At 66.4% G+C, this 26,369-nt stretch carries 21 protein-coding genes and 1 pseudogene; 15 read left to right on the top strand and 7 right to left on the bottom strand.

Annotated features, from left to right (window positions below; all coding sequences use genetic code 11):
* Window positions 1–511 precede the first annotated feature (511 nt).
* The 8 genes from ACQR1X_RS32235 to ACQR1X_RS32200 all read left to right on the top strand — a co-directional run bounded on the left by ACQR1X_RS32235 (window position 512) and on the right by ACQR1X_RS32200 (window position 11,470).
* Window positions 512–1,837 (top strand): DUF3422 domain-containing protein, encoded by a 1,326-nt coding sequence (locus tag ACQR1X_RS32235; protein ID WP_434900340.1) that lies wholly within the window; start codon window positions 512–514, stop codon window positions 1,835–1,837.
* 72 nt (window positions 1,838–1,909) lie between these two features.
* A complete protein-coding gene (locus tag ACQR1X_RS32230; RefSeq protein WP_434900339.1) occupies window positions 1,910–2,602 on the top strand; it encodes a DUF2848 domain-containing protein in 693 nt (230 codons plus the stop codon).
* A 370-nt stretch (window positions 2,603–2,972) separates the two neighbouring features.
* The gene (locus ACQR1X_RS32225; RefSeq protein ID WP_434900338.1) at window positions 2,973–4,127 is read left to right on the top strand and encodes a glycosyltransferase; all 1,155 of its coding nucleotides are present in this window, start codon (window positions 2,973–2,975) and stop codon (window positions 4,125–4,127) included.
* A 26-nt stretch (window positions 4,128–4,153) separates the two neighbouring features.
* Entirely contained in the window at window positions 4,154–6,424 is a 2,271-nt protein-coding gene (locus ACQR1X_RS32220) for an exopolysaccharide transport family protein (RefSeq protein WP_434900337.1), read from the top strand.
* A complete protein-coding gene (locus tag ACQR1X_RS32215) occupies window positions 6,421–7,578 on the top strand; it encodes a glycosyltransferase (protein ID WP_434900336.1) in 1,158 nt (385 codons plus the stop codon). Before ACQR1X_RS32220 ends, ACQR1X_RS32215 begins: the two co-directional genes overlap by 4 nt.
* 181 nt (window positions 7,579–7,759) lie before the next feature.
* On the top strand, window positions 7,760–9,280 hold the full coding sequence (locus ACQR1X_RS32210; RefSeq protein WP_434900335.1) for a lipid II flippase MurJ: 1,521 nt from the start codon (window positions 7,760–7,762) through the stop codon (window positions 9,278–9,280).
* On the top strand, window positions 9,277–10,299 hold the full coding sequence (locus ACQR1X_RS32205; RefSeq protein WP_434884153.1) for a polysaccharide deacetylase family protein: 1,023 nt from the start codon (window positions 9,277–9,279) through the stop codon (window positions 10,297–10,299). The genes ACQR1X_RS32210 and ACQR1X_RS32205 overlap by 4 nt, the downstream gene beginning before the upstream one ends.
* Window positions 10,292–11,470, top strand: a complete 1,179-nt coding sequence (locus ACQR1X_RS32200; protein WP_434900334.1) for a glycosyltransferase — start codon at window positions 10,292–10,294, stop codon at window positions 11,468–11,470. The genes ACQR1X_RS32205 and ACQR1X_RS32200 overlap by 8 nt, the downstream gene beginning before the upstream one ends.
* Here the strand turns inward: ACQR1X_RS32200 and ACQR1X_RS32195 are convergent, their stop codons facing one another.
* On the bottom strand, window positions 11,471–12,655 hold the full coding sequence (locus ACQR1X_RS32195) for a glycosyltransferase family 4 protein (RefSeq protein ID WP_434900333.1): 1,185 nt from the start codon (window positions 12,653–12,655) through the stop codon (window positions 11,471–11,473).
* A gap of 147 nt (window positions 12,656–12,802) precedes the next feature.
* Here ACQR1X_RS32195 and ACQR1X_RS32190 point away from each other — a divergent pair, with 147 nt between their 5' ends.
* From ACQR1X_RS32190 to ipdC, 4 genes are all read left to right on the top strand, one after another.
* On the top strand, window positions 12,803–14,023 hold the full coding sequence (locus ACQR1X_RS32190) for a hypothetical protein (protein ID WP_315800920.1): 1,221 nt from the start codon (window positions 12,803–12,805) through the stop codon (window positions 14,021–14,023).
* Window positions 14,024–14,214: 191 nt separating this feature from the next.
* Window positions 14,215–15,126: an acyl-CoA acyltransferase gene (locus ACQR1X_RS32185; protein ID WP_315800644.1), complete on the top strand. Its 912-nt coding sequence runs from the start codon at window positions 14,215–14,217 to the stop codon at window positions 15,124–15,126.
* A 141-nt stretch (window positions 15,127–15,267) separates the two neighbouring features.
* Window positions 15,268–15,459, top strand: coding sequence for a hypothetical protein (locus ACQR1X_RS32180; protein WP_315800643.1), 192 nt, complete (start codon window positions 15,268–15,270; stop codon window positions 15,457–15,459).
* 156 nt (window positions 15,460–15,615) lie between these two features.
* Window positions 15,616–17,253, top strand: a complete 1,638-nt coding sequence (gene ipdC / locus ACQR1X_RS32175) for an indolepyruvate/phenylpyruvate decarboxylase (protein WP_434900332.1) — start codon at window positions 15,616–15,618, stop codon at window positions 17,251–17,253.
* Between the two features lie 35 nt (window positions 17,254–17,288).
* Here ipdC and ACQR1X_RS32170 read toward each other — a convergent pair whose 3' ends face one another.
* On the bottom strand, window positions 17,289–18,440 hold the full coding sequence (locus ACQR1X_RS32170; protein WP_315800641.1) for a hypothetical protein: 1,152 nt from the start codon (window positions 18,438–18,440) through the stop codon (window positions 17,289–17,291).
* Window positions 18,441–18,754: 314 nt separating this feature from the next.
* Here ACQR1X_RS32170 and ACQR1X_RS32165 point away from each other — a divergent pair, with 314 nt between their 5' ends.
* Window positions 18,755–19,360 (top strand): response regulator transcription factor, encoded by a 606-nt coding sequence (locus ACQR1X_RS32165; RefSeq protein ID WP_434900331.1) that lies wholly within the window; start codon window positions 18,755–18,757, stop codon window positions 19,358–19,360.
* Between the two features lie 128 nt (window positions 19,361–19,488).
* On the opposite strand, the gene ACQR1X_RS32160 is transcribed toward ACQR1X_RS32165, so the two are convergent.
* The 5 genes from ACQR1X_RS32160 to ACQR1X_RS32140 all read right to left on the bottom strand — a co-directional run bounded on the left by ACQR1X_RS32160 (window position 19,489) and on the right by ACQR1X_RS32140 (window position 24,429).
* Window positions 19,489–19,734 (bottom strand): hypothetical protein, encoded by a 246-nt coding sequence (locus tag ACQR1X_RS32160; protein WP_006614403.1) that lies wholly within the window; start codon window positions 19,732–19,734, stop codon window positions 19,489–19,491.
* 246 nt (window positions 19,735–19,980) lie between these two features.
* Window positions 19,981–22,536, bottom strand: a complete 2,556-nt coding sequence (locus ACQR1X_RS32155; protein ID WP_316180407.1) for a hybrid sensor histidine kinase/response regulator — start codon at window positions 22,534–22,536, stop codon at window positions 19,981–19,983.
* On the bottom strand, window positions 22,533–22,856 hold the full coding sequence (locus ACQR1X_RS32150) for a response regulator (RefSeq protein WP_434900330.1): 324 nt from the start codon (window positions 22,854–22,856) through the stop codon (window positions 22,533–22,535). Before ACQR1X_RS32150 ends, ACQR1X_RS32155 begins: the two co-directional genes overlap by 4 nt.
* 223 nt (window positions 22,857–23,079) lie before the next feature.
* Entirely contained in the window at window positions 23,080–23,469 is a 390-nt protein-coding gene (locus ACQR1X_RS32145; RefSeq protein ID WP_008968243.1) for a response regulator, read from the bottom strand.
* 237 nt (window positions 23,470–23,706) lie between these two features.
* Complete coding sequence (locus ACQR1X_RS32140) at window positions 23,707–24,429, bottom strand: Crp/Fnr family transcriptional regulator (protein ID WP_315800638.1); 723 nt, start codon at window positions 24,427–24,429, stop codon at window positions 23,707–23,709.
* 669 nt (window positions 24,430–25,098) lie between these two features.
* Here ACQR1X_RS32140 and ACQR1X_RS32135 point away from each other — a divergent pair.
* Complete coding sequence (locus tag ACQR1X_RS32135) at window positions 25,099–25,848, top strand: histidine kinase dimerization/phospho-acceptor domain-containing protein (RefSeq protein WP_434900329.1); 750 nt, start codon at window positions 25,099–25,101, stop codon at window positions 25,846–25,848.
* 297 nt (window positions 25,849–26,145) lie between these two features.
* Window positions 26,146–26,369: pseudogene (locus ACQR1X_RS32130) on the top strand (flagellin); the annotation flags it as partial.

The following is a 26,369-nucleotide window of genomic DNA, read 5'->3' as shown; positions in this document are numbered from 1 at the left end:
GGGCTCAGATCCAGCGACGGGCGGTTGGTCAGAACCGCCCGTTCGCACATTCTGGCAGGTTTCGAACACACAAGAGCTCGGAGCAGCCGTTAAACCCATCGCGCAGGGAGGGCCGGGTCTGTCCGGCTGAACCTGTGGTTCCTGCCCCGTGCAATTTTTCCGCACGGGGGCCACGGGCCTCAGTCGAGGTCCGGCCTTCCCTGCGCCCTCGGCATTTGAAGAGGGTCTTGGTGATGATGATCCCGGGTGCGATCGCGCCGCGGGAGGTGTTGGTGTGTCTGCGGGCATCATGCTCGACTTGCGGTGGCGCCGAGAGAGCCGCCGACGCGCCCGACATGGCCGCGGCCGTGGCGCCGTCATCGAATTGCGCTACACTGGTGTCACACGCGGCTGCCGCGTTGGCGGCGGGGACGATGAACGTCAGGGGGATGGACGGCATGACGGGGGTGATCAATTCAGGCGCAGCGCGATCGTCTGCGTCAGGTGTCGCTCTCAACAGCGGACCGTCCCGATGACGTCGCTCGACAAGTCCGCCTTCACGCCGCATGCCCTGCGCGAGAGCGTGCTCAACGAGGTGCATGCGCGGCCGTTCACGCCGCTGACGCAGCCGGTGCTGGTGATCCGCTTCGCCTTCATGGCGAAGGGCGACAGTCCAGCGGTCGACCGCGCCAGCCTCGCCGCGTTCTGCGCGCAGCACGGTGCGCTGCCGCCGGAGCCGGGCGTCAAGCATCACCAGGTCGATCTCGGCCCGGTCAGGCTGCGCTTCGAGCAGCATTCGGAATTCGCCACCCTCACCTGGATCTGGAGCCCGCCCGCGGACTCCGGCCCGCGCCGCTTCGGGGCCATCGCGCCCGAGCTGCAGGCGCTGATCGCGGCGCTGCCGCAGGCCGGCGAGCTCCTGGTCGCGGTCAAGCTGGAGGTCGAGAACGCGGCCGATCCGGTGGCGCGCGCGGAGGAGATCTTCGACAAGAGCAGCCTCGCCATCGTGACGATCAAGGGCAGCGCCGGCGCGGTCGCCTCCGATTTCCGTCTCGACGATGACGGCTTTACCCGCATCCTGGTCTGCGCCGACGGACCGACGCCGGAGCGGCTCGGCGCGCTGGTGCAGCGCGTGCTGGAGCTCGAGACCTACCGCACCCTGGCGCTGCTCGGCCTGCCGGCAGCGCTGGCGCTGGCGCCGGACGTCGACCGCATCGAGCGGCGGCTGGTCGAGGTGCTCGCGGAGATGCAGGGCGCGCAATCGTTCAAGCTCAACAACCACCTGCTGCGCGAGCTGACCGAGCTCGAAGCGCTGCTGGAGCGCGGCGCCACCGGCAGCCTGTTCCGGTTCGGCGCCAGCCGCGCCTATTACGACCTGGTGCAGGCCCGCCTGGCGGTGATCGAGGGCGAGCCGGTCGCGCCGTATTCGAGCTGGTCGTCGTTCCTGGCGCGGCGCACCGCGCCGGCGATGCGCACCTGCAACGCGCTGGAGGGCCGGCAGTCGAACCTGTCGCTCAAGCTGGCGCGCGCCGCGGACCTGCTGCGCACCCGCGTCAATGTCGAGCTGGAGCAGCAGAACCGCGATCTGCTGCGCTCGATGAACGAGCGCACCAAGCTGCAATTGCGCCTGCAGAGCACGGTCGAGGGCCTGTCGGTGGCCGCGATCGGCTACTACGTCGTCAGCCTATTCGGCTATCTCGCCAAGGGCGCGCACGACACCGGCCTGCCAGTCGAGCCGACGCTGGCCACCGCCGCCTTCGTGCCGGCCGCGATCGCGCTGATCTGGTTCACGACCCACCAGATCCGCAAGCGGCACCTGAAGGAGGACCACGAGGCGGAGAAGGCCGAGCAGGAGTGAACGGCCGGGCGGCTTGCCAGCGCGCGGCCGGACGGCTAAGCGGCGGGCTGGTCAGCAAGAGGCGATGAGACGATGAGCGGTGCGACGATCGATGTCCTGGTTCACGCGGATGGTGCGGCGACGCGGCAGCGGATCAAGCTGAGCCGCCTCGTCATCGCCGGCTGGACCGGGCGCGATCCGGTCGCCCGCGACAAGCACATCGCCGAGCTGGAAGAGCTCGGCATTCCCAGGCCCGCGACGACGCCGATCTATTACGAGGCCGCGGCCAGCCGGCTGACGACGTCCGACAGCATCGAGGTCAGCGGCGGCGACTCCTCCGGCGAGGTCGAGTTCGTGCTGGTGCAGGCGGGCGGACGGCTGCTGGTCGGCGTCGGCTCCGATCATACCGACCGCAAGGTCGAGACCTACAACATCACCGTGTCCAAGCAGATGTGCGACAAGCCGGTCGCGCCCGAGCTGTGGCTGGTCGACGACGTCGCCGCGCATTGGGACCGGCTGACGCTGCGCGCGTTCGCGACCATCGACGGCGAGCGCGTGCTGTATCAGGAGGGCGTGCTGAGCGGCATGCTGGCGCCCTTCGACCTGATCGCGCGCCGTTATGGTGAGGCCGGCCTGCCCGAGGGCACCGCGATGTTCGGCGGCACCTTTGCCGCCAAGGGCGGCATCCGCCCGGCCGACCGCTTCGATTTCGAGCTGGTCGATCCCGTGCTGAACCGCGCCATCCGCCACGGCTACGCGGTCGAGCAGCTCGCCATCGCCGGCTGATCGCGATCACGTTCGTGTGCGGCGGCAGAGGTTAACGAACGGGCCGCGGCGCGTCGTCGCGGTTTGGCTCCACCGATCACGGCGCGCGCAGGCGTTGCAATCGGCAAGGGCCTGTTAAGCAAGACCGCCTAGGGTGCCCGAGTGTGCCGAAGCGGACCAAAGCCTTGTTGCGCGTTCTGGTCCGGCACACGCCTGTCACGATCTGAGACGCGATGCGTCTTGCCGATCCTTAACTGATCCTTACTTGTTAGCAGCGGATTCGACGGGTCGGAGGAGAAGGGCGATTAACTAGAAGTTTAGGATTGGGTTTGTGCGCGTGAACGTCTCCCTTAAGGGTTTTATTAAATACCCCGGGAATTGGGAGAGTGCGATGCGCGTCGCGATCGTCCACGATTGGCTTTACGTTCTCGGCGGCGCCGAGAAGGTCCTTCAGGAGATCCTGCGCTGCTATCCCGGCGCCGACGTCTTCACGCTGTTCGACCTGTTGCGTCCCGAGGATCGCGCCAAGCTGGGATTCGAGACGTCGCACACCAGCTTCCTGCAGAAGATGCCGCTGTTGCGGAAGTATCACCGCTCCTATCTGCCGCTGATGCCGCTCGCGATCGAGCAGCTCGACCTGTCGAGCTACGACCTGGTGATCTCCTCGAGCTGCGCGGTGGCCAAGGGCGTTCTGACCGGGCCGGAGCAGCTGCACATCGCCTATGTGCATTCGCCGATGCGCTATGCCTGGGATCTGCAGCACCAGTATCTGCAGGAGAGCGGCTACGCCACCGGCGTCAAGGGCCTGATCGCCCGCGCCTTGCTGCACAAGATGCGAATCTGGGACGCCCGCACCGCGCACGGCCCCGACGCCATCTTCACCAATTCGCAGTTCGTCGCCCGCCGCATCAAGAAGATCTACGGCCGCGACGCCAAGGTGATCTACCCGCCGGTGACGATCGCGCAGCGCGCGGCGATCCTCCCGGTCGGCAACCACTTCCTCGCCGCGAGCCGGCTGGTGCCCTACAAGCGCATCGAGCCGATCGTGCGCGCCTTCAACACCATGCCGGACCTCGAGCTGGTCGTGGCCGGTGACGGTCCGGAAGCCGCGCGGCTCAAGGCGATCGCGGGGCCGAACGTGAAGTTTGCCGGCTTCGTGCCCGACAAGCAGTTGCGCGACCTCATGACCACCGCCCGCGCCTTCGTGTTCGCGGCGGAGGAGGATTTCGGCATCATTCCGGTCGAGGCGCAGTCCGAAGGCGCACCAGTGCTGGCGCTCGGCCGCGGCGGTGCGCGCGAGTCGATCCTCACCACGGGGCCGCGCCCGACGGGCATGTTCTTCGAGGCGCCCGAGCCCGCGGCGATCGCGTCTTGCGTGCGTGCGTTTGTGGCCAAGGAGAAGTCGATCTCGCGTCTCGATTGCCGCCAGCGCGCCGGCTTCTTCTCGGCCGAGCGTTTCCGCAGCCAGTTCGTCGCGGCGGTCAACGAGGAGATCGACAGTTTCCGTGCGGGACATCAGGGCCGCGCGACGCGGCTGATTGCGTAGTGTTGGATGTGGCGCGGGTGCAAATCATGAGGCAGGCGGCTCTTGGCGAGGCCTTGTCCGGCATTGACGCCGTCGCCCGGATCTGGCGCCGCCGCGGCGTGTTCGCCATCGTGGCCGGCGCCGTCCTCGCGCTCGCCGTGGCCGCACTCGTGCTGCTGCCGGTGCGCTATCTCGCCACCGCTTCGGTGATCATCGCCGAGCAGGAGCCGGGTGCCAACACCTCGGCGGCGTGGGCGCAGAAGATCGGCGATCCCGCCGACATGGAAAGCCAGCTCCTGGTGATCCGCTCGCCGCGCCTGCTGCGTCAGATCATGTCGTCGCCCGGCGTGGTCGACGCCGTGGTCGGCGAATGCGAGCGCGGCCGTCTCACGGGTTCAGCCGATGCGTGCCAGCGCCTGAAGACCGATCCGGGCGCGTTCATCGATCATGTCGACAGCCGCTTCAGCATCGCCTCGGCCGGCCGCTCGCGCGTCATCAACATCTCCTATCAGTCGAGCAGTCCCGAGGTTGCGAAGACGCTCGCCAACGCGTTGACGCAGACCTTTCTCGAGGACCAGCGCACCGAAGGCGCCAACAGCCGCGAGGTCGCGAGCTCCTGGCTCTGGAAGGAATTGAAGCAGCTCGACCAGCAACTGCGTGAGGCCGACGACAAGATCCAGAAGTTCCGCCGCACCAAGGGTCTGATGCGTGGCGCCAATGCGCCGATCTCCTCGGAGCGGCTGACCAGCATCGGCCAGCAGCTGTCGCAGGCAGAGGCCGCGCGCGCCGACGCTGCCGCGCGGCTGCAGGAGATCAAGTCGGAGCAGGAGCGCGGGCCGACCGACGCCCCGTCGGTGCTGCAGAGCCGCACCATCGCCGACCTCAAGCAGCAACTGACGACCGTGAGCGCGCAACTCGCCAGCGCGACCGGCGTGCTCGGGCCGAAGCATCCCTCGATCCTGGCGCTGACGCGCGAGCAGGCGATCATCCAGCAGCGGCTGGTCGCAGAGATGCAGAGCATCGCGGCGAGCGCGCAGAAGACGTACGATGCCAACACCGCGCTGGTGGCCTCGCTGAAGAAGCAGATGGACGCGGCGAAGGCGGAGGCCGGCTCGGCCACGCTGGACGAGGCCTCCATCGAGAGCATGGTGCGCGACACCGAGATCAAGCGCCAGCAATATGCCGAGCTCTACAAGAAAGCGAGCGAGCTCGAGACCGAACGGCGCGTCCTGCGCGGCAGCACGCGTCTCGTCAGCCTCGCTGAGCTGCCGAGCAAGCCGTTCTTCCCGAAGAAGATCCCCTTCCTCGCCGCCGGCATGACGCTCGCGTTGATCTTCGGTGTCGGCGCTGCGCTGCTCGCCGATAAGCTCGGCGCGCGCCTGATCAGCCCGCCCGTGCCCGTCGCTCCGGAAGCGCCGGCCGGGCAGGTCGAGACGCCCGCTGTCGACGAGGCTCCCGCCATCGTCCCTGAATTGGCCGAGCGTGTGACCGCACCGGAGGCGGCGAAGCCACCGGCAGCGCCCGAACGAGGGTCTCATCTCCCGAGCGTCGCCGACGTTTCGATCCTGGCCTGCCTGCCGCGCCTGAAGAGTCTGCGTGAGATGTCGGCGCTCGGCGCCATCCTGCAGGGCCATCAACCGCTGGCGATCCCGCGCGTCTTGCGCCTCGCCTCCGAGGACGCTGATTTTCAGCACACGCTGCATGAGCTCGTCCACGAACTCGGTTTGAAGCGGGCCGCCCGATCGCAGCGCATCGTCGTGACCTCTCCTGATGCAGCAGATGGCAAGACGACCACGACCTGTGCGCTGGCAGAGCACCTCGCGGCCGCAGGCCGGCGCGTGCTGGTCGTCGAGTGCGACGTCTCGCATCCCGCCTTTGCCGAGATCATGGCGCTGCCGGCAAACCCCGGATGGGTCGGCGCGCTGGAGCGCGGGACGCCGCTCCGGGACATGGTTCTGCCCACCGCGCATCCCTCGCTCGACGTGCTGCCGGTTGGTGAGGCGACCGGTCCGGTCGGCGACATTCTCGACGCGATCAGCCTCGACGGTCTCCTCGCTGGTCTCGATGGCTATGATGCCGTGATCGTCGACACACCATTGCCGTCGCAACGGAACGACTTCCTTGCCGGTACGGACTGGGCGATCGTCTGCGTTCGCAGCGACCGGTCGTTGATCGAGCCGGCGGTCGCGACGGTGAACAGGAGCAGGGCGCTCGGAGCCCGCGATGTCGGCATCGTCGTCACCATGACCGACGTCGAGCACCGCAGCGCGCCTGTGGTCCAGACCGCGCCCGTGGCAGCCTACGCCGGAGCCGGGTGATGTCGACCGAGCGTGTCCTGTTCGTCGATCATACCGGGCAGATCGGCGGCGCCGAGCTGATCCTGCTCGATGTCGTCCAGGGCCGCAGGGATTCCGCGGTGTTCCTGTTCGAGCCGGGCCCGCTCGGCAAGGCGCTGGCTGAGCGTCGCATGCCGGTCATCACGTCGCGCTGGGGCCGCGGCCTGGGGCAGTTCAGACGCGACAGTTCGTGGCTCAAGGCGCTGCCGCTGTTCGGCAGACTCGCGGCGATCACCGCGGAGCTCGCGCATGTCGCACGCAAGCATGACGTCCTCTATGCCAATTCGCAGAAGGCCTTTGTCCTGTCGGCCATCGCCAACATCGCGGCACGGCGGCCATTGATCTGGCATCTGCACGACATCATCAGCCCGGCTCATTTCGGCGTGCTGCAGCGTCGCATGCAGATCTTTCTCGCCAACCGCTTTGCGGCGAAGGTCGTCGTCCCCTCCGAAGCCGCCGCAGCCGCCTTCATCGCGGCCGGAGGTCGACGCTCTCTCGTCGAGGTCGTGCCCAATGGTCTCGCCGTCGAACCCGTGCCGGCGTCGCGCCAGGAGCTGAGGCAGCGGCTCGGCCTGCCGTCGGGACCGCTGGTCGGCGTGTTCAGCCGGCTCGCGCGGTGGAAGGGACAGCATGTTCTGATCGAGGCGCTGGCCGATTTGCCGGGCGTGCACGGTGTCATCGTTGGCGACGCATTGTTCGGCGAGCAGGACTACGCGGCTGAGCTGAGACGGCTCGTTGCCGATCTCGGCCTCGGCGACCGCGTTCATTTCCTGGGACATCGCAGCGACGTGCCGCTGCTGATGCAGGCGATGGACGCGATGGTGCATCCGTCGATCGATCCCGAGCCGTTCGGCCGCACCCTGGTCGAAGCGATGCTCGCCGGCGTGCCGGTGATTGCCACTGACGCCGGCGCTGCGCCGGACATCCTCGAACATGGCCGGGCCGGTCTGCTCGTGCCGCCAGGTGATGCGCGTGCGCTGTCCGAGGCTTTGGACGCGGCGCTGGCTGAACCCGAGATCCTCGCGCCACAGCTCGACTACGCGTCGCGCCGCGCGCGCACCCACTACAGTCTTGCACGCATGCTGGACTCGATCGGGCTTCTGATCCGCAATGTCGGCGCGGGAGCGGCGGTGTGAGCACGATCGTTGCATCTGCCCCGTCCTCCGAGCGGTGTACGGTCGATCTCGTCGCAGACTGCGATTCGCTCGGCCCGACCCTCGCCATTCTCGCGCCAGTGCTGCCGTGGCCGAAACTGCTCGAGGACGGACAAGTCCCTGCGCGGTGGATAGGGCCGCAGGCCGTATCGGAGGGGGTCGCATGAGCGCCTCCGGTCCTTCGCTCAAGCGCTTCAGTGCGCTGCTGATCAGCGGTGCGCTGGCCAGCAAGATGCTCGGCTTCGGTCGCGAGGTGCTGATGGCGCATGTGCTGGGCGCCTCGCTCGTCGCCGACGGCTTCCGCGCCGCCATGGCGGCCGTGCTCATCCCGCTCGCGTTCCTGCAGAACGAGAGCGTGCCGGCGATCATGATCCCGATGCATCGCGAGGCGCTGCAGCGGCCTGATGCCGCGCGCAGCCTCGGTGCGCTGACGATCGTCATTGCCGTCGTCTCGAGCCTGGTGACCGCGATCATCCTGCTGCTCGGTGAGCTCTGGGTGAACGCCGTCGTCGGCGGCTTCTCGGCGGAGGGGCGCGAGCTCACCTTGCACTTCGTGCGGATGATGGCGTTCGGCATGCCGGCCTCGGCGGTGCTCAACGTGCTTGCCGCCGGCGAGATCGCGCTCGGCCGCACGCGGTTGACCAATGTCCGTGCCAGCCTGCTCAACGTCGCGGTGATCGGCGGCATCGGCCTGCTGGTTCTGACCGGCGACGCCTACATGCTCGCCTGCGCCTTCACCGTTGCTTTCAATGGTCTCGCCGCCTGGGGTCTGTTGACGCTGTGGCGCGACGGCGCGCTGAGCGTCTCCGGCCTGACCGCCGGCATGGTGATCGAGAAGGGGTTCGAATTCTTCCGCCGGCTGCGCGTCCTGCTGGCGTTGCCGCTGGCGGAGCAGGGCAACGTCTGGATCGAGCGCTTCACGGCATCGCGGCTGACGACCGGCGCCGTTGCGTCACTGGACTACGCGCGCTCGCTGACCGAGAGCGCGCTGCTGCTGATCAGCCAGCCGCTCGGCATGGCGGTGCTGTCGCAGCACGCCCCGCGCGATCCGCGCGCGCAGACCGAGGCGCTGCTGCGGCCGCTGCTCGCGCTGACCTTGCCGGCCTCGGCGTTCCTGCTGGTCTTCTCGACCGACATCGTCCGCTTGATCTATTTCCGCGGCGCGTTCGGCGACGAGGCCCTGCTGCTGACCTCGCATGCGCTCAAGGGCATCGCCTGCGGCGTCTGGGCTGCGACCCTCGGCTGGATCCTGATCCGTCTGCTCAATGGCGCGGGGCGCAACGGCGTCGCTGCGGTCATCATCGTCTCGGCCTATCTCGCCAACATGGGCTTCAACCTGCTGATGCCGCTGTTCGATCCGTCCCCGGCGGCCGGCATGCAGCTGCTCGGCGTTGGCGAAGCGATCCGTAGCCTCGTGCTGCTGTCGGGCGTGGTGTTCGTGCTCGGCGATGCGCGAAAGCTCCTGCTCGTGATCGGCCTGGCCCTGCTGCCGACCGCATTGATGGTCGTGCTCGGCCTGATGATTCAGACTTCCGTGCCAGGCCTGCTGCCGCGCCTGTTCGCCGGCGGATTGGCGTATCTGCTCTGCCTGGCCCTCGCGATCGGCATCCTGCTGCCGGCCGTGGTGGGCACGGCGCTCCGTCATGTTCGTCGTACGTTCAAGATGAAGGGAGAGCTGAGTTGACCCTGCTGGCCCTCGCTGCCGCCAAGGCGATGATGGCATCCGGTGCCTTCGTCCTTCCTGTCGCCAAGGCCGTCGATCGTGTGCTCGGCCCGCGCGGCTGCTGTTTGACGTTCCATCGCACCGCGCCGGCAGAGCAGTGGGAGCGTCTGCCCAATCGCGACTTCTACGTCGATGTCGACTTTCTCGATCGCTTCCTCGGCTATGTCCTCGACCAGGGTTGGGATGTCGTGACGATCAGTGAGGCGCTGCGCCGGACGGCAAGCGCCGAGCCGTCCGGCCGCTACGTCAACTTCTCGATCGACGACTGCTACCGCGATACGTGCGAGCTGCTGGTGCCGGTGTTCCGCAGGCACAAGGTGCCGGTGACGCTGTTCGTGACGACCGGGATTCCCGACGGCACCTTGCCGCTGTGGGCCGCTGGCCTGGAGGATGCGCTGCGGCACAGGGGCCATGTCACGGTCGACGATGAGAGGATCGCGCTGTCGAGCGACGAGCAGCGCCGCGCGGTGTTCGCGCAGGTCGCCTCGCGCTGGGATGGCCAGCAGGCCGCGGATCGTTACGCCGCGTTCTGTGCCGCCAACGCCATCGACATCGAGGTGATGCATTGGAAACATGCGATCTCCTGGGACATGCTCGAGGCGCTGGCAGCCGACCCCCTGGTCGAGATCGGAGCTCACACCGTCTCGCATGCGCGCATCTCGACGCTGTCTTCCGAAGACGCCCTGCGCGAGCTGGCCGGCGCGCGGCTGCGATTGAACGAGCGGCTCGGCATCGACGTCCGGCACTTCGCGTTTCCCTACGGGCGCGCCGCCGATTGCGGACCGCGGGACTTTGCGCTGGCGCGGCAGGCCGGATTTGCCAGTGCTGCCACCACCCGCAAGGGCCTCGTCAAAGCCGGGCAGGATGCGTTCTCGATTCCGCGCAACACCATGAATGGCGCGCATCGGACGCTGGCGGCGATGGAGCTGCATCTCACGGGCTTCAGCGGGACTGCAGCGAAGGTGATGGGCCGTGTCTAGCAGGGGACGCTTGCGGATCGTCTCGATTGCGCATCCGGCCACCAGCAGCGAGGCCGGCCGGCTGCGCTACCGCCATCTCGCGTCCCGGCCCGACGTCGAGCTGCATCTCGTGGTGCCCGAAGTGTGGAAGGAGTTCGGCCGCACCATCACTGCGGCTCACTCCAATGAAGGGTTTCCCATCCATCGCCTCCCGATCCGGCTCCCGGATGCGGGTCCGATGAAATGGTACCTGCACTTCTATCCGGCGCTGCGCCGCCTTTTGCGCGAGCTCGATCCCGACGTGATTCACCTTTGGGAGGAGCCCTGGAGCATCGTCGCGCTGCAGGCGCAGATGCTGCGTGGCCGTGCGGCGCTCGTGCTCGAGGTCGACCAGAACATCCTGAAACGGCTGCCGCCACCATTCGAGGCGATCCGCAAGTTCGTCCTCGGCCGCACCGCCCACATCCTGTCACGCAGTCCCGATGCGGCTGAGGTCGTGAGGGCGTGTGGCTATACGGGTCCGGTGACGCCGATCGGCTATGGCGTCGATCTCGCGACCTTCATGCCGGCGGATGATCGATCGAATGCGACGGCCGGCTCGCCGCTGCGGCTCGGCTATGTCGGCCGGCTGGTGGTCGAGAAGGGACTCGACGATGCGCTCGAAGCGCTGGCGCGCAGCAAGTCGGCGGCGACGCTGAGCATCATGGGCGAAGGTCCGCACGAGCCGCATCTGCGCCGGCGCGTCGCCGAACTTGGCTTGGTCGGGCGCGTCACGATCCAGGGCTGGGCTGCACCCGCTGCGGTCGCGGCTTTTCTGCGCGGCCTGGACGCATTGCTGCTGCTGACGCGCACCACGGACGCGGTGCGCGAGCAGTTCGGCCGGGTGATCATCGAGGCCCAGGCCTGTGCCATCCCGGTGATCGGATCGACCTGCGGAGCGATTCCGGATGTCGTCGGCGACGGCGGCTGGATCGTGCCGGAGCGGGACCCCGGCAGCCTGTGTCGGCTCATCGATGAGCTCAGCGGCCGGCGGGCGGAGCTCGCCGTTCGCAGTGAGGCGGCCCGCGCGAACGTGCTCCGGCGCTTCACCTATGAAGCGGTCGCGGCGGCGATTGAAACGGCATGCCGTGCGGCGCATCAGTCGAGAGCCGCATCCGGCCTCGCCCGCCCACAGCGGCTGCAGACGAATTAGCTAGGCCTTCACCGGCAGCGCCATCGCTGCGTGGCCAGGCTGTCGCTTGGCGGCATCGATCTGCTTGAGCAGTTCGATGTATTGCAGTCCGATCTGGTCCCAGCCATAGGTCTGCGCGGTCGCCCGGGCGCCGTCCTGCAGCCGGCGCATCAGCGCGGGATCGGCGAAGACGGAGGCGAGCTTGGCCGCGATGTCGACGGCATCGGCCGTGATGCGGAAGCCGTTGACGCCGTCGTGCAGATAATCCTCGATGCCACCGACCGGCGTTGCGAACACTGGCACTCCGCAGGCCATGGCCTCCATGCAGACCAGCGAGAAGGTCTCATAGCTCGTGGGAAGCACGAAGGCGTCGGCCGCCGAGTACAGCGCGGGCATGTCCGAGCGTGAGCCGGCGAAGATCAGTCGTTGCTGGGCGTTGCGCGTCAGCCTGCGGTAGGGCGCGGGATTGTCCGAGCCGACGACCAGCAGCCAGACGTCGTCGCCGAGCCGATCGAGCGCGCCGATCGCATGCGCCAGTCCCTTGCGGTCGAATTCGTGGCCGGCGAACAGCAGCAGGCGCGCATTGTCCGGGATGCCGAACTCACGCCGGATCGCCTGGCCGCTGGCGGTCTCGCGCTTGAACCGCGCGAGATCAATGCCGTTGGAGATGACGTGGATGCGGGCGGCCGGCACGCGGAAGAAGCGCTGCAGCTCCGCGGTGACGCGGGAGGACACCGCCACGAACGCCCGATACCGCAGGCCTCCGATCATGAACCGATCGCGTAGCGCGACCCACAGATGCATCGGGTTGAGCATCCAGCGCCAGCTGCCGGCGGCGCGCTTCTCGGCCAGGCTCTGCGCATTGACCGCATGCACGATCAGCACGTCGCCCTTGAGACTGTCGCCGTGGCTGACGACGACGGCGTCGGGGTGCCGCGCCAGCGCCCGTGTCGCGGCCACCGTGAACAGCGGCACGACGATGGCGCGGCCGATGTGCCGGAACAGTCCGCGCGTCGGAATCCGCGCCAGCCATGGCGCGACGCGCTCGACCCTGATCGTGTGCTCGAGATTGTCCGCGACGGTGCTCGCGAGCACGACGTTCGATAAACCATTCCGGCCGAAAACGCGCGCCAGCTCGATAGCGACGGTTTCCACGCCGCCGGCATTGCTTATCTCTTGAACGACCTGGACGATCTCAAACGTCATAACGGACATCTAAGGGATCAGACATTGCGACTTCGTTCCAATCTGCTGGTCATTAGCACAGCCCTTTTAACGTTTTTCACGTCGCCATGGCCGAGCGCTGTCCGCGCCGGCGAAACGAACGCCTCGGCACTGCGGATCGACGAGCGCATCGGCGGCGGCAATCTGGTCACGCATCTGGCCGGCAGGAGCAAGCAGATCTATCAGGCGCTGCACGGCGTTGGTGCCAGGATGGGGCGAATGGACTCCTATGGCTGGCGGACGCTGGCGCGGCTGCCGACACCGCACGATTTCGATGCCGCCATGCTGGAAGCGCACAAGAACGGTATCATGCCGCTGATCCTGCTGGAGTATGAAGGCAGCTATCAGAGCCTCGATCCACCGCAGCCGATCGGGTCCTATCAGGACTGGTTCGCGGCTGGGCAGGCGATGGCAAGACGTTTCCGTCCCGGTGGCGCTTGGGGCCGCGAAAACGGTATTCCCGATTGGGGTGCTACGGTCTTCACCGCAATCAACGAGCCCGATGTGCAGGCCACGATTCCGCGCCAGGACTATCACGACGCGCTGGCCGGACTTGCCGACGGTGTTCACAGCGTCGACCCCAAGCTGCGGGTGGTTCCCGGAGGCTTCGCCACCTGCAACTCGCATGGCGATGCGACGTTGCGCGGCTACGGTCCGGCGATCGCCGATCTGCTTGAGGACGGCCGTCTCGACGGCATCGACCTGCATACCTACTACAATGACAAATGGTATCCGATGACCCACGGCCGCGAGTTCTCGGTGCAGACCTGCTTCGACCGCATCAAGCGGGCGATGGGGCTGAGCCGCGACATCAACTTCTACGCCACCGAGTTCAACGTCGCGCGCGCCGGCGCGTGGGACAGCGAGCCGGACGCGGCGAGATTGTTTCTCAATGCGATCTGGGACCAGCTCGCGGTGGTCGGCAAGGACGGCCGCTCGCCGGTATCCGTGCTGGCGTTTCCGTGGAATCTTGGCGACACGCCCGATGTCGACGGCCTGGCCTATGCGATGGCGACGGGCAAGGATCCCTGGACCCCGGAGGCGCGCAGCCTCGTGGTGAAGACGGTGCTGCAGCTCGCCGGCCACATGAAGATCGTGTCCATCGACCGGCGGCTGGCGCTGTACACGCTGCGCGGAGCCGACGCCGATCTGATCGTGTGGCAGAACATTGCCGGCTGGACCGACCAGCCGGGGCGCGCGGTCGAGCTCGACCTGCCGACATGGACGCGCAGCCTTGAGGTCTGGGGCTGGGATGGCTTGCGGCGCCGGATCGAGGCGAAGCCCGGCCGCTTCTTCGTCGACGGTCTCAATGCCGATGAAACCTACATGTTTCGCATCCCGCGGCCGTGAGCGGCAGCGCCGTTCGCGACGATCATGTCGACGCTGATCGAAGCGTGACGGGTATGGCTCGCGCATTCCATTAACTGAAAAGTAAGGCCAGCAAGACGTGGTTCACTGCCGCCAAAGCCTTTTACGATAATTGCCGCCATGACGATCCCGCCACGCGACGGTGTGCTGGACCTCTCTCGGGTGATGCTGGAATGCAGCCAATCAAAAAAGCTGAGATTGCAAACGACAGGCCGGCGCCCGCGCGGGCCGTGACCGGCGTTCGCATCCGGGAGATCGGCGCGGCGGATCTGCCGGCGGTGGCCGCACTGCTGACGCGCGGCTTCGCCTTTCGCAGTGAGGCCTATTGGTTGCGCGGACTCGAACGCCACGCGGCGCGCCCGCGGCCGGCCGGCTATCCGGCGTTCGGCTATTGTCTCGACCATGGCGGGGTCCCCGTCGGCGTCATCCTGCTGCTGTTCTCCGCGCTCCGCATCGGCGGTGAGCCGATCGTCAGGGCCAATGTCTCGAGCTGGTATGTCGAGCCGGCGTTCCGTGCCTTCAGCTCGATGCTGGTGCGCGCGGCGACGCGCGACAAGACGGTGACCTATTTCAACATCACGCCGGCCCCGCACACCTGGCCGCAGGTCGAGGCTCAGGGCTTTTCGGTCTACTGCAAGGGACAGGTCTATGCCGCGCTGGCGCTGTCACGACCGCGCCCGGATGTCCGTGTCGATGAATTCTCCGCGGACAATCTGCACGGGCTGTCTCCCGACGAGGCCGAGCTGTTGCGGCAGCATGCGGAGTGGGGATGTCTCAGTCTCGTCGCGCGTGCGGCCGATGCGGCGTATCCGTTCGTGTTTCAGAAGCACCGGGTGATGAATGCGCTGCCGGTGTATCGCCTGCTGTATTGCCGGGATGTCGCCGACCTCGTGCGGCTGGCAGGCAACATCGGCTGGCTGCTGCTGCGGCGCGGCGGCCTGCTGGTGCGGCTCGATGCCAATGCGCCCATCGCAGGGCTGGCCGGCTGGTACTCGGACAAGCGCGGACGCAAATACGCCAAAGGGCCGCATCCGCCGCGTCTCGGCGATCTCGCCTTTACCGAGGCCGCGCTGTTCGACGGCTGAGAGGTGGCAATCGATTGGTTTGCGCGGTCCCGCTGCGGAGGCCGGGATACTGGCTCGCGTGGACCATGGGACCGATGTGACGGCACGCACAGTCTGGGCTTCCGGCATGCGCCATCCTCCTGGCAACGGAGGAGGTCATCCATGTCTTACGTTTTCGAACTCGCGCTGGCGGCGATGCTGCTGTTCTTCCTGTTCCTGCCGATCACCGATCGCAGGACGGTCATGATGAAGCTCTGCATGATCATGACAGTCGCCATCCTGTTCACGGTTACGCTTGCCATGCCGCATGGCGGCGCACCCTCCGCCCAGGCCCTGCTGCTGACGGCGAACTGATGCGGCGCGGGTGAGCTTGGGCCTTGGCGCTCCCTCATGAAGTTTGGACGGGGCGATCCGGACGGCATGGCTCGCCGACCGAGCGGCCGGTGGTTGGCAGTCCGGCCCTCATCGTGTAGCACCGGCTGAACGTCACGCTACGCTCAGGGGATCCGGATGCCTGCTCTTGCCCATGCGCTGCTTGCCGCCCTGAAGGACCACGGCGCCCGCGAGATCTTCGGCATTCCCGGCGACTTCGTGCTGCCGCTGTTCAAGGTCATCGAGGAGAGCAACATCCTGCCGAGCGTCACGCTGAGCCATGAGCCGGCGGTCGGCTTCGCGGCGGATGCGGCGGCGCGCTATCATGGCGGCCTCGGCGTCGCCGTCGTCACCTATGGCGCCGGCGCCTTCAACGTCGTGAACGCGGTCGCCGGCGCCTATGCCGAACGCTCGCCGGTCGTGGTGATCGCGGGCGCGCCCGGTGCGCGTGAGCGCGTCTCCGGCTTCCTGCTGCATCATCAGGCCCGCACCGTCGACACGCAGCTCGCGGTGTTCAAGGAGATCACCTGCGATCAGGCTGTGCTGAGCGATCCGGCCACGGCGCCGGCGCAGATCGCGCGCGTGCTGCGCAGCGCCAAGGAGATGTCGCTGCCGGTGTATCTCGAATTTCCGCGCGACATGGTCGATGCCGAGGTCGAGCCGGTGGCGCCGCTGCCGCCACGGCGGGCCAGCCGCGAGGCGCTCGACGAGTGCGTCGAGGAGATCCTCGCCCGCATCGCGCAGGCAGAGCGTCCCGTGATCGTCGTCGACGTCGAAATCCGCCGCTACGGCGTCGAGGACGGGATCGCCGCGCTGGCGCGCAAGCTCCGCCTGCCGCTCGTGACGACCTTCATGGGTCGCGGCCTGCTCGACAGGGCCGACGATGTCGTCGCCGGCACCTATCTCGGCGCCGCGGGCAATCCGGCGATCACGGAGCTGGTCGAGAATGCCGATCTTGTGCTTATGCTCGGCGTCATCCTCTCGGACACCAATTTCGCGCTGTCGAACCGGGCGCCGGACCCGCGCCGCATGATCCTGGCCGCCAGCCGCGAGGTCCAGATCGGCCATCACACCTATCGCGACATGCCGCTCGGCGATCTGATCGATGCGCTGGACGAGCGCGCGGCACCGCAGGCTGCGGCTCCCGGTCTGCCGCGGCAGCGCTCGGCGTATCCGCGTGGCCTGGCTGCCGATGGCGCGCCGATCGCGCCTTCGGACATCGCGACCGCGATCAACGACATGTTCGATCGCCATGGCCGGATGCCGATGACCTCCGATATCGGCGACTGCCTGTTCACGGCGATGGAGATCGACAACACGGCGCTGGCAGCGCCGGGCTACTACGCCGGGATGGGCTTCGGCGTGCCGGCCGGCATCGGCGTGGCCGCGACCGGGCTTCGTCCGCTGATCCTGGTCGGCGACGGCGCGTTCCAGATGACCGGATGGGAGCTCGGCAATTGCCGCCGCTACGGCCTCGATCCGATCGTCGTGCTGTTCAACAATTGCAGCTGGGAGATGCTGCGCGTGTTCCAGCCGGAGTCGCGGTTCAACGATCTCGACGACTGGCACTATGCCGACATCGCCAATTCCATCGGCGGCACGGGCGAGCGCGTCGCCACCCGCGGCGAACTGGTCGCCGCGCTGGAGCGCGCGGTGCATCGTCGGGGACGGTTCTCGCTGATCGAAGTGACGCTGCCGCGCGGCAAGACCTCGGACACGCTGGCGCGCTTCGTGGCGGGCTTCAAGTCGGCGCGGGAGCGTATGGCGCAGGGCTGAGGATCGGTCCAGGGGCCGCTTCGAACGCGCGGCCGTCAACCGGTTGCCGACCGCAGCACCGTCTTGATCGCATCGCGGCCCTTCCAGGCGAAATAGGTGAGGCGGCCGCCGAACGTGCGATGGCTGCGCAGCCTGTTCGAGCCGAGCACGTGTCCGACCTCTTCGGGGAAGCGCTTGACCTCGGCCTGTACCATCTTGTCGGTATTGGCCATGATGGCGTTCAGGCGCGTCCCCCAGTCCGAGTCCTCGATGCGATCGATGCGGACCTGGATCGCATATTCGATGTCATAGATGCTGGTCAGGATTTCCTTGGCGGTCACGACGCGGTTGTTCTTCAGCGCGATCCGGAGCGCGAGCCGCTTGTCCTCCAGCTGGTCGAGCACCATCGGCACGGTCATCGCGTAGGGTGCCGCGATGACGTCGGCGATGTTCTTCGAACGCGCCGCCTTCGTCGCCAGCCGCATCACCTGCCACGGCTCCTTCAGACGCTTGGCGACGAGCGTCAACGCAAAGGGCACGGCTTCCGGCTGCTTCTTGCGCAGCGCATCGAGCAGCAGCACCATCTTCTTCACCTGCGGATCGTCGAACTCCGCGATCCGGTCCGGCAACGAATCGGCGAACTTTGCAAGTTCCTCACGGGCGCGCAGCGCCTTCATCAGCTTCACGACGTCGTCGAACACCGACGGCGATGCCGTATAGGCCTTCAGCTTGCTGCGGACCTGCTCGATGCCTTCGGCGCGCGCCAGCGTGCCTTCCAGCGACTTCGTCACCTTGGTCTGGAACGCGCTCGCCGTCTGGCGGATCTCGCGCTGCTTGTCCGCGGCGATGAGGTCCTTCATCTGTGCGTTGTAGTCGCGCGCCATGGTCGGCAGCAGATCGCGCGAGATCCATTCCCAGATCGGCGTGAGGGAGCCGCGGGCAATGCGGCCCTCATTGGCATGCTCCGGCGATCCGTCGATGAGAAGCTGCTCGACCGGCATGAAGAAGTAGCGCGACGGATTGATGGTGCGGTGGCCGCCGGCGCCGTTGTTGTTGCGGATCTCGGCGCGCAGTCGCGCCTGGAGGTCGGCGGATCCCGGCATGTCGACGCCGCTCAGCTCCAGCCGTTCGAGCTCGCTGAGCAGACAGCTTCGTGTCAGCGGTGACAACCGCTGCAGGAATTCCCAGATCCGGTCGACCGGTCCCATTGGCGTCAGGCTGTCAGCTACATGTCAAGGTCGCTCGTCTCCACGGACGGGCACGGAACGCATGGAAGCACGAAACAGTTGGTGCGAAATTAATGTCAGTAAACAATCGTAGGAATGCGCGGCGTCTTGGACAGGCGCGGCCGCGCACGCCGGGGACGGTCTTCCGAAGCCCGGCATCGCGCACCGGCTTAACTATTTCGGCTTGCAACTTTCGGGAGAAAGTATCGACGGTTGCGCGAGTTGCCGGAGAAGCCCGTATTGCTACGGGTGGTAGAATTAACCATGTTAAAGTCGCTGTGGCGCCAGAATGAGGCATGGCACAGCTGAACAACAGCCTATCCGACGATCACGTCGCACCTGCTCCCGGCGGCCCGGAGGTTAACGACCCGGGCCTCCCGGCGCCCCGGTTGCGCGCCCCGGCCCCGCTTGCGGTGGGACAGCAGGACGACCGGGGCACGCTCGCCTTGGCTCGTCAACTGAACGGTTCGCTGACCGCGCTGATGCTCTACATGGAGGAGATCAAGCAGCGCAGTGACGAGATTGCCAGGACGCCCGGCGAGCGCCGGCATGTCCAGGTGGTCGTCGACAATGCGCTGCTACAGACCGAGCGGGTCTGCGCCCTGGTCAACCAGATGTCCGGCGCGCACGGGCAGTTCGGACCGTTGTCGCGGGCGGTGCCGGCTCACGAGCAGGGCGCGGCGTCCGCGCGACCGCCCGGCCGGGCCAGCAAGTCGCTGACCCCGCGCGAACACGAGGTCCTCAAGCTGATCAGCGAAGGCCATTCGAACAAGGAGGGCGCCTTGCGCATGGGCATCAGCCCCCGCACCTTCGAGAGCCATCGCGCCGAAGCCATGCGCAAGGTCGGCGCGCGCAACACCGCCGAACTCGTCCGCGCAGCACTCCTCAACCAGATCGGATGACGACGGACGAGCGCGAATGCCGCGCTCGCGCCTTCCACCCCGCGGTGCTCCCGCAACGCAGACAACGACAATTGGCGTCCGACCGGCTCGGTCGAACGCGCTGATTGCGGACGCGGACGTCCGTGCTGTCAGAAATAATCCTCGGCGAAGGGGCGAACCCGGGAGGTCGGTCGCAGCGGCGCTTGGGCTTTGGGCGGCGTCGGCACAATCGTAATGGTCCAGCGCGGCGGGACGCTCGCTTCCTTTTCCATGACTGAACGGACGTGGCCGGTGATCGTGGATCCGCCGGATTTCACGGTCGCGGTCCGGCCGTTGAACTGCGCAATTCGGAAACGCCTGACTTCCTTCTGGTCGGCGGTTTCAAAAGTAAACATGGGACACATCTCCTATGTGACCCCAAGTCTGGCAGCTCATGATTAGTTGATTGTGAAAATCGTGAGCCGTAGAAGTACGGCGTCAACCCATTGTAAGGGAATATGAAGATCAGGTTCGGCGAATCCGCGTCGTGAACGTCTCGTTTGCCATCTCGATCGTCCGAGCCCGTCCTCGTCGCCGCGGTGCGCCGTACGGGGACGTCGCGCCGATCGGCATGCGCCATGGAGGCCTGCGGCCTCCCCGCTTCAATATTGCAGCTCCTGGGCGCGGGCGGCGGCGTAGGCGGCCTCGATGTTGTCGAGCAGCTCGGCATACTCCCTGGCGGACAGGCGCGGCGCGCTCTTCTCGAGCGCGAGTGCGTAGGTTGCGAGCCGGCGGTACCCGAAGGTGCCGGCTGCGCTCTTCAGCGAGTGCGCCTCGCGGCCGATCTTGATGCGCTCGCCGTCGAGCGTCAGCCGGCGGAGCTGCTTCAGCCGCGCATCCGTTTCGCTGAAGAACACGTCGCGGATCTCCTGTGCTGCCTCGTCGCCGATCTCGCCGACCAGCTCGGCATAGGCTTCGCGGTCCAGCGCCGCTTCGGGAGCAATTTCGGTGTCGGCGGCAACGTCGGCGGCCGCGGCATCCGGCTGAGCCGGCACCAGCGGGGCGTCCGACGCCGCGGTTTCCGGCACCGGCACCGGAACGGGCAGGGGCAGCACGCGCAGGATCGCCTCCACGAGCGCTTTCTTGCGGGCCGGCTTGACGACGAAGTCGTTCATCCCGGCTTCCCGGCAGGCTCGGATATCCTCCATGAAGGCGTTCGCCGTGAAGGCGATGATCGGCACGTTGGAGCGGCGCTCGCCTCGCGCGCGAATGGTCCGGGTCGCCTGGAAGCCGTCCATCTCCGGCATGCGGACGTCCATCAGGATCAGGTCGTAGTTGAAGCGGCTGGCGGCGGTGACGGCCTCGGCGCCGTCGCAGGCCGTGTCGGTCTGGATGTCGAAATCCTTGAGCATCTTGGTCGCGACCAGGCGGTTGGTCGGATTGTCGTCGACCACGAGGACGCGCAGCGGCCGGCCGAACGCCGCGATCCGGTTCTGCAGCGAGGCGTAGATGCCGTCGTCGTTCTGCTCTGGCACCGCGACGGTCTCGGCAATCGGCAGCGTCAGGCGGAACGAGAACGTGGACCCGCTGCCCAGCGTCGAGGTGACCTTGATGTCACCCCCCATCTGCTCGATCAGTCGCTTGCAGATCGCTAGTCCGAGTCCGGAGCCGCCGAACCGGCGGCTGATCGAATTGTCGGCCTGGACGAAGTTCGCGAACAGCGAGCCGATCTTGTCGGCGGCAATGCCGATTCCGGTATCGGTCACCGTCCATTCCACGGTCGCCTTCTCGTCATCCTGCTCGATGCAGCGCGTCGTGACGACCACTTCGCCGGACGAGGTGAACTTGACCGCGTTGGAAACCAGGTTGAGCAGGATCTGGCGAATGCGGCCGGCGTCGCCGACCAGCGCCGGCGGCACGGATGGGTCGCCGACGCTCCTCAGCTTCAGGTCCTTGGCGGAAGCCCGCGGCCCGATGATGCTGAGCGTGTTGTGGACCAGGGCCTCGGCGGAGAAGGCGATGTCCTCGAGCGAGAGCTGGCCGGATTCGAGCTTGGAGAAGTCGAGAATGTCGTTGAGGATCTCGAGCAGATTGTCGCCGGCATTGTGGATCGCCACCACCGAGCGGCGCTGCTCGGGATCGAGATTGGTTTCCAGCAGCGTCGTGGCGAGGCCGAGCACCGCGTTCATCGGCGTGCGGATCTCGTGGCTCATCATGGCGACGAAGGTGGACTTCGCCGCGTTCGCGGCCTCGGCGGCCTCGATCAGGTGCTCGTGGCGTTCCCACCAGCGGGAGATCAGGACCGCGGCCGCGAGCACGGCCATCGCGCTCACCAGCGACACGATGACCAGAAGCGTCGCCATGTCACGCCAGGCCTTCAGGACGTCGTGCTCGAATACCGACACCACGATCATCGCGGGATAGTTGGGCAGCATCTTTGCGGCCCGCAGGCGCATCTCGCCGGTTCGTGCGGAGGGCTCGCGCAGCACGCCGCCGGCCGACAGCGCGCGCTGACCGAAGCCGGAGGTCGGCTTGCCGATCTCGCTCGTGGGCGGAAAATGCGCGAGCAGCGTACCGTCCTCGCGGACCAGCGATACCGCGGCATCGAGACCCTGCGCGGTGGAGCCGAAGAAGTTCTCCAGATAGGGTACGGACATGGCGCCGAGCATCATGCCCATGAACTTGCCATTGGAATCGTCGAGCCGGCGGGCAAAATAGATGTTCCAGGTGCCGTCGCCGCGGTTCTGAACCGGTGTGCTGAGGAACGTCTGCAGCGCAGGGTCGGCCTTCAGCGCCTTGAAGTAGTCGCGGTCGGCGATGTTGACGTCCGGGATCGGCCAGTAGCGCGAGAAGTTCAGGAGCCTGCCTTGTGCGTCGATCAGCGTCACCGCATCGATCTGCGGCAGTCCCGCGATTTTCTCCTTGAGCAGGAGGTGGGTCTGATGGTCTGACGCGACATTGCGATACGTCGCAGCGTCGATAGCGCCGCCGCGCACGAGGTAGTCGCGCACGCTCGTGAGCACGAGGTCGACGGACTTCACCGAACGGTCGGCGTTCTCCGCCAGCGTGAGGCTATGGCGGCTGAGATCTTCCTCGGCGTGCTGAAGCGCGTTCTCGCGCAGGTTGGTGAGGAAGAAGAGGTTGCTGCCGGCAATGACGCAGATGAGGATCAGCGCGATCGCTGCAGGCGCTCCCAGAAAGCGCTTCTTTTTGCTCATCGCCTGCTACCAGCCTGCCGCTCTGAAAGCCGCCGGCGATCGGTCTCCTGCGCGATCTGCTTGAGAGCTTGCCGGAACCGCATCAGGTCGATCGGCGTCGAGAAGGGGGGAGCTATGTCGAGCTCGAGAACCTCGGTGCCGGAGCGGTCGCCCAGGCAGGGGTAAGGCGTGACGCAGTCGAAGTCCCTCTTGTGCAGGACGAGCGAGGCGGCGTCGACCGAGCTCACGCCCGTCGCGGCGAGGCCGGCCTGGGCTGCAATCTTTCGCAAGATGGAAAGATGCACGGCGGCATCTTCGATCACGAGGAGTTCGTTGCGCATGAATTCCCTGTCCCGTTGCCACCCTGACATGGTCATCGGCAAGCAGGATTACGTCTATCGGCCGGCTCTGACCCCCTCGTAAATTTTGGTTTCCGTACGACTACGGGGAGGGGGCGGCGATGTATGCGTCCTGCCGACGTCAACCGCGCGGAGTTCGTCCGCCAAAGAGAAAGCGGCCGGACACCGGTCCGGCCGCCGCGCAGGGCATTCAAAGGGGGGGCGGCTATTCGGCCGGGCCGAACACGGCTTCCATCTTGGTCTTGAGCGTCGCAGCATTGAACGGCTTGACGATGTAGTTGCTCACGCCGGCCTTCTTGGCGGCGATGACGTTCTCGGTCTTCGACTCGGCCGTGATCATGATGAACGGGGTCTTCGACAGTTCCGGGCTGGCGCGCACCTCGCGCAGCAGGTCGTAGCCGGTCATCGGCTCCATGTTCCAGTCGGAGATCACGAGGCCATACTTCTTGGCCTGCATCTTGGAGAGCGCGGCCGATCCGTCGCTGGCGTCGTCGACGTTCTCGAATCCGAGCTGCTTCAGCAGGTTGCGGATGATCCGGATCATAGTGGCGTAGTCATCGACCACCAGGATCGGCATCGACAGATCAAAGGCCATGTCATTACTCCGCGCGTCTGGTCAAAAGCCGAACACGGGCGAGATATATCAGCACGAAGATTATTCGACGCTTCTTGGAACTCGCGCTCGTCAGCACGTCGACAATTATCAGCGCCCGTTGAACAGCGCGTTAATTCCGTCCGCATCGGTGATGGGGATCATGCGATGGGCCGTAGTTGTACGGAGGCAAGGGCGTTCGGCGAGGCGCCGGCGCGCGACGGCCGGAACGACGCCTGCCTACGGCAGGCTGCGCGGCCGGACCAGATTCTCGTAGTGAGCCTTCACGGCGCCGTAGCACTCACACGCCGTCCTCTTCAGCCCGTCCAGATCGATGATCTCGATATGGCCGCGGCTATAGTGGATGAAGTCGGCCTGCTGCAGCGTGCTCGCCACCAGCGAGACGCTGTTGCGACGGGCACCGATCATCTGCGCCAGGGACTCCTGGGTGATGTAGAGCTTGTTGCCGCCTGAAAGGTCATGCGTCTGCAGCAGGCAACGGGCGAGACGCGACTCGACGGTGTGGGCGGCGTTGCAACCGGCGGTCTGCTGACACTGCACGTAGATGGCGAGTGCGTGGCGCAACATCAGCGCGCGAAACGAGGGGCTCTGTTCGGCGGCTGCCCGGACCCTGTCGATGTCGACGACCGATGCAGCACCGGGAACGAGGACCGCCGCGCTGTTCAGCACCACCGGATCGCTGCCTGCGAGCAGGGACATGCTTCCGAAGAGACTATCGCGACCGATCATGGCCACCTGAACGCGCTCTCCGCGCGCGAGGTTCACGACCAGCGAGATGACACCGCGATGGGGGAAGTAGATGCGTGTCAGCTTTTCGCCGACCTCGGCGAGAACGGAGTCTTGCACCAGATCCACGGTCCGCAGATAGGGTCGGATCAGCTCGAAATCATCGTCGGACAGCGACGACAGGAAGCCGTTCGGAGAACGCAAGCTGGGGTCCAAAGCCATCTCCTGCATTGCAGTAACGAAGCCTCGCAGATCTCAATGCCCTCATGGTTCCATAGAACTGCGTCCCATCCGCTGACAAGAAGAATCGCGGGTAATATTCCCAGTAAAGACCATTCGCTCCTGCTGTGTGCGTTGTCGTGCAGACGGGCGCGAATGCGCGTTGCGGATCCAAGCCATCAACGTGTGTGCGATGTGCTGGTCTGACCGCGCGCGGTTGTATACAGTCGGCACGCATCGGCCCCCGCCTCGGCTCGTGAAGGCAGCGCAGCACGCTTGCGGCGAATGTCTCGTTGCTCCGGGCGCCGCAGCTCCGCCGGGCACGGCACCACGTAGCAAGCGCCGCAATTGACAGCGGACATCTTGAAGCCAAAATCGCTAATAAGCGCGCTGATTCGTTGACGGATCTTTTTCTGTCGGATGCAACTCTCGTCGCGAGTGGAGGCATCGGCCGGTGTCCTGCGACTGGCGGTGACGAGGTTGTCGTCATGGCAGGAGCAGGAGTCCGACTGATGCTGCATCCAGCCGGGGCGCGATCGATGGTCAGCGATGAGACTGAGCGCCAAGGCTGAGCGTCAAGACGAAGCTGAACATTGCAGCGGCGTCCGTTCATTTGCGTTCCGATAGCCCCGCCGTCCTCCCCCCCAAACAGGTATTGCAGGATTCATGGCTTCTTCCACCTACCAGCGGTCCAATCAGTCGCTGCCGAGCCCGGGCGCAGACATTCCGGCTGCAGCGACGCCCGACATCCATCCAGGGATGGCCATCGTCGGTCAGGTTGCCGGTGGCCTGCTGCACGACTTCAACAACATTCTCACCGTGATCACGGGGACCATCGACATCCTCGCCGAGGCGGTCGAGGACAAGCCCGAACTGGCGGCCGTCGCGCGTCTGATCGACGAGGCTGCGACCCGGGGCGCTCGATTGACGTCGCAGCTTCTGTCGTTCGCAAGGGGCCGGCCGCCGCAGCCATGTGCGGTGGAGTTGAACGAGCTCCTGGTCGACGTCGCTCGCCTGCTTCGTCCGACATTGGGCACCGGGGTCGAGGTGACGACATCGGTGAGCGCGGACGTGCCGGCCGTCTTCGCCGATCCGGGTCAGCTGATGGCGGCACTGCTGTGTCTTGCGATCGGTGCGCGGCATCGACTGGAGCATGGCGGCCGCATCGATATCCAGGCCAGGCGCATGAGGGTCGACGGCTCGGGCGCCGGCGGCAACTCCTCCGACGTGCAGATCGTGTTGACGGCGTCAGCGGGCGCGGCGGACGCGGCTCCAGCCGATGCGGTATTCTCGGAGATCCGGCTGGTCGAGGACTTCGTCAGGCGCTCGAATGGGCGACTGGAGCTGAAGGAGCCGCACGGCCCGGCCGCCAGCGTCGAGATCGTCCTCCCGTGCGCCGACCGCGCCCCCTCCTGACCTGCCACCCTTCCCCAAGCTCTTGGTTAGCGCTGCCTTAACGGTCGCACCGCGCATTGGCGTGGGCCGGCCGCAAGGCCTGCGTTTGCACGCCATTTTACCGCGAATTCCGGCGATCTGCGCGCATTTGATCGAGCTGATTAGCGGCCAATTAGCATTAACGGCGGCAGCGGACGCCCCGAGGGGCCGTTCCGAAGTCAATTTAACGAACGGGTAGGATTCCGCGGATCAGTCTGCGCCATCGCCGACAGAACGGTGCGGCGATGTCTACTCATGTTCATCCAGAAGGGAATGACAATGTCAGGTATCGTACTCTCTGCGTCGGTTCGCCAGAACCTGCTCTCGCTCCAGTCGACGGCTCAGCTCCTCGCGACCACGCAGAACAACCTCTCCACGGGCAAGAAGGTCAACTCGGCTCTCGACAATCCGACCAACTTCTTCACTGCCCAGGGTCTCGACAACCGCGCTTCCGACATCTCCAATCTGCTCGACGGCATCGGCAACGGCGTGCAGGTGCTGCA

The organism is Bradyrhizobium sp. HKCCYLRH3073 (genome assembly GCF_051167995.1).
Lineage (GTDB): Bacteria > Pseudomonadota > Alphaproteobacteria > Rhizobiales > Xanthobacteraceae > Bradyrhizobium.
Note: the sequence above shows the minus strand (reverse complement) of the source record. Positions and strands in the feature narration are given on the sequence as shown.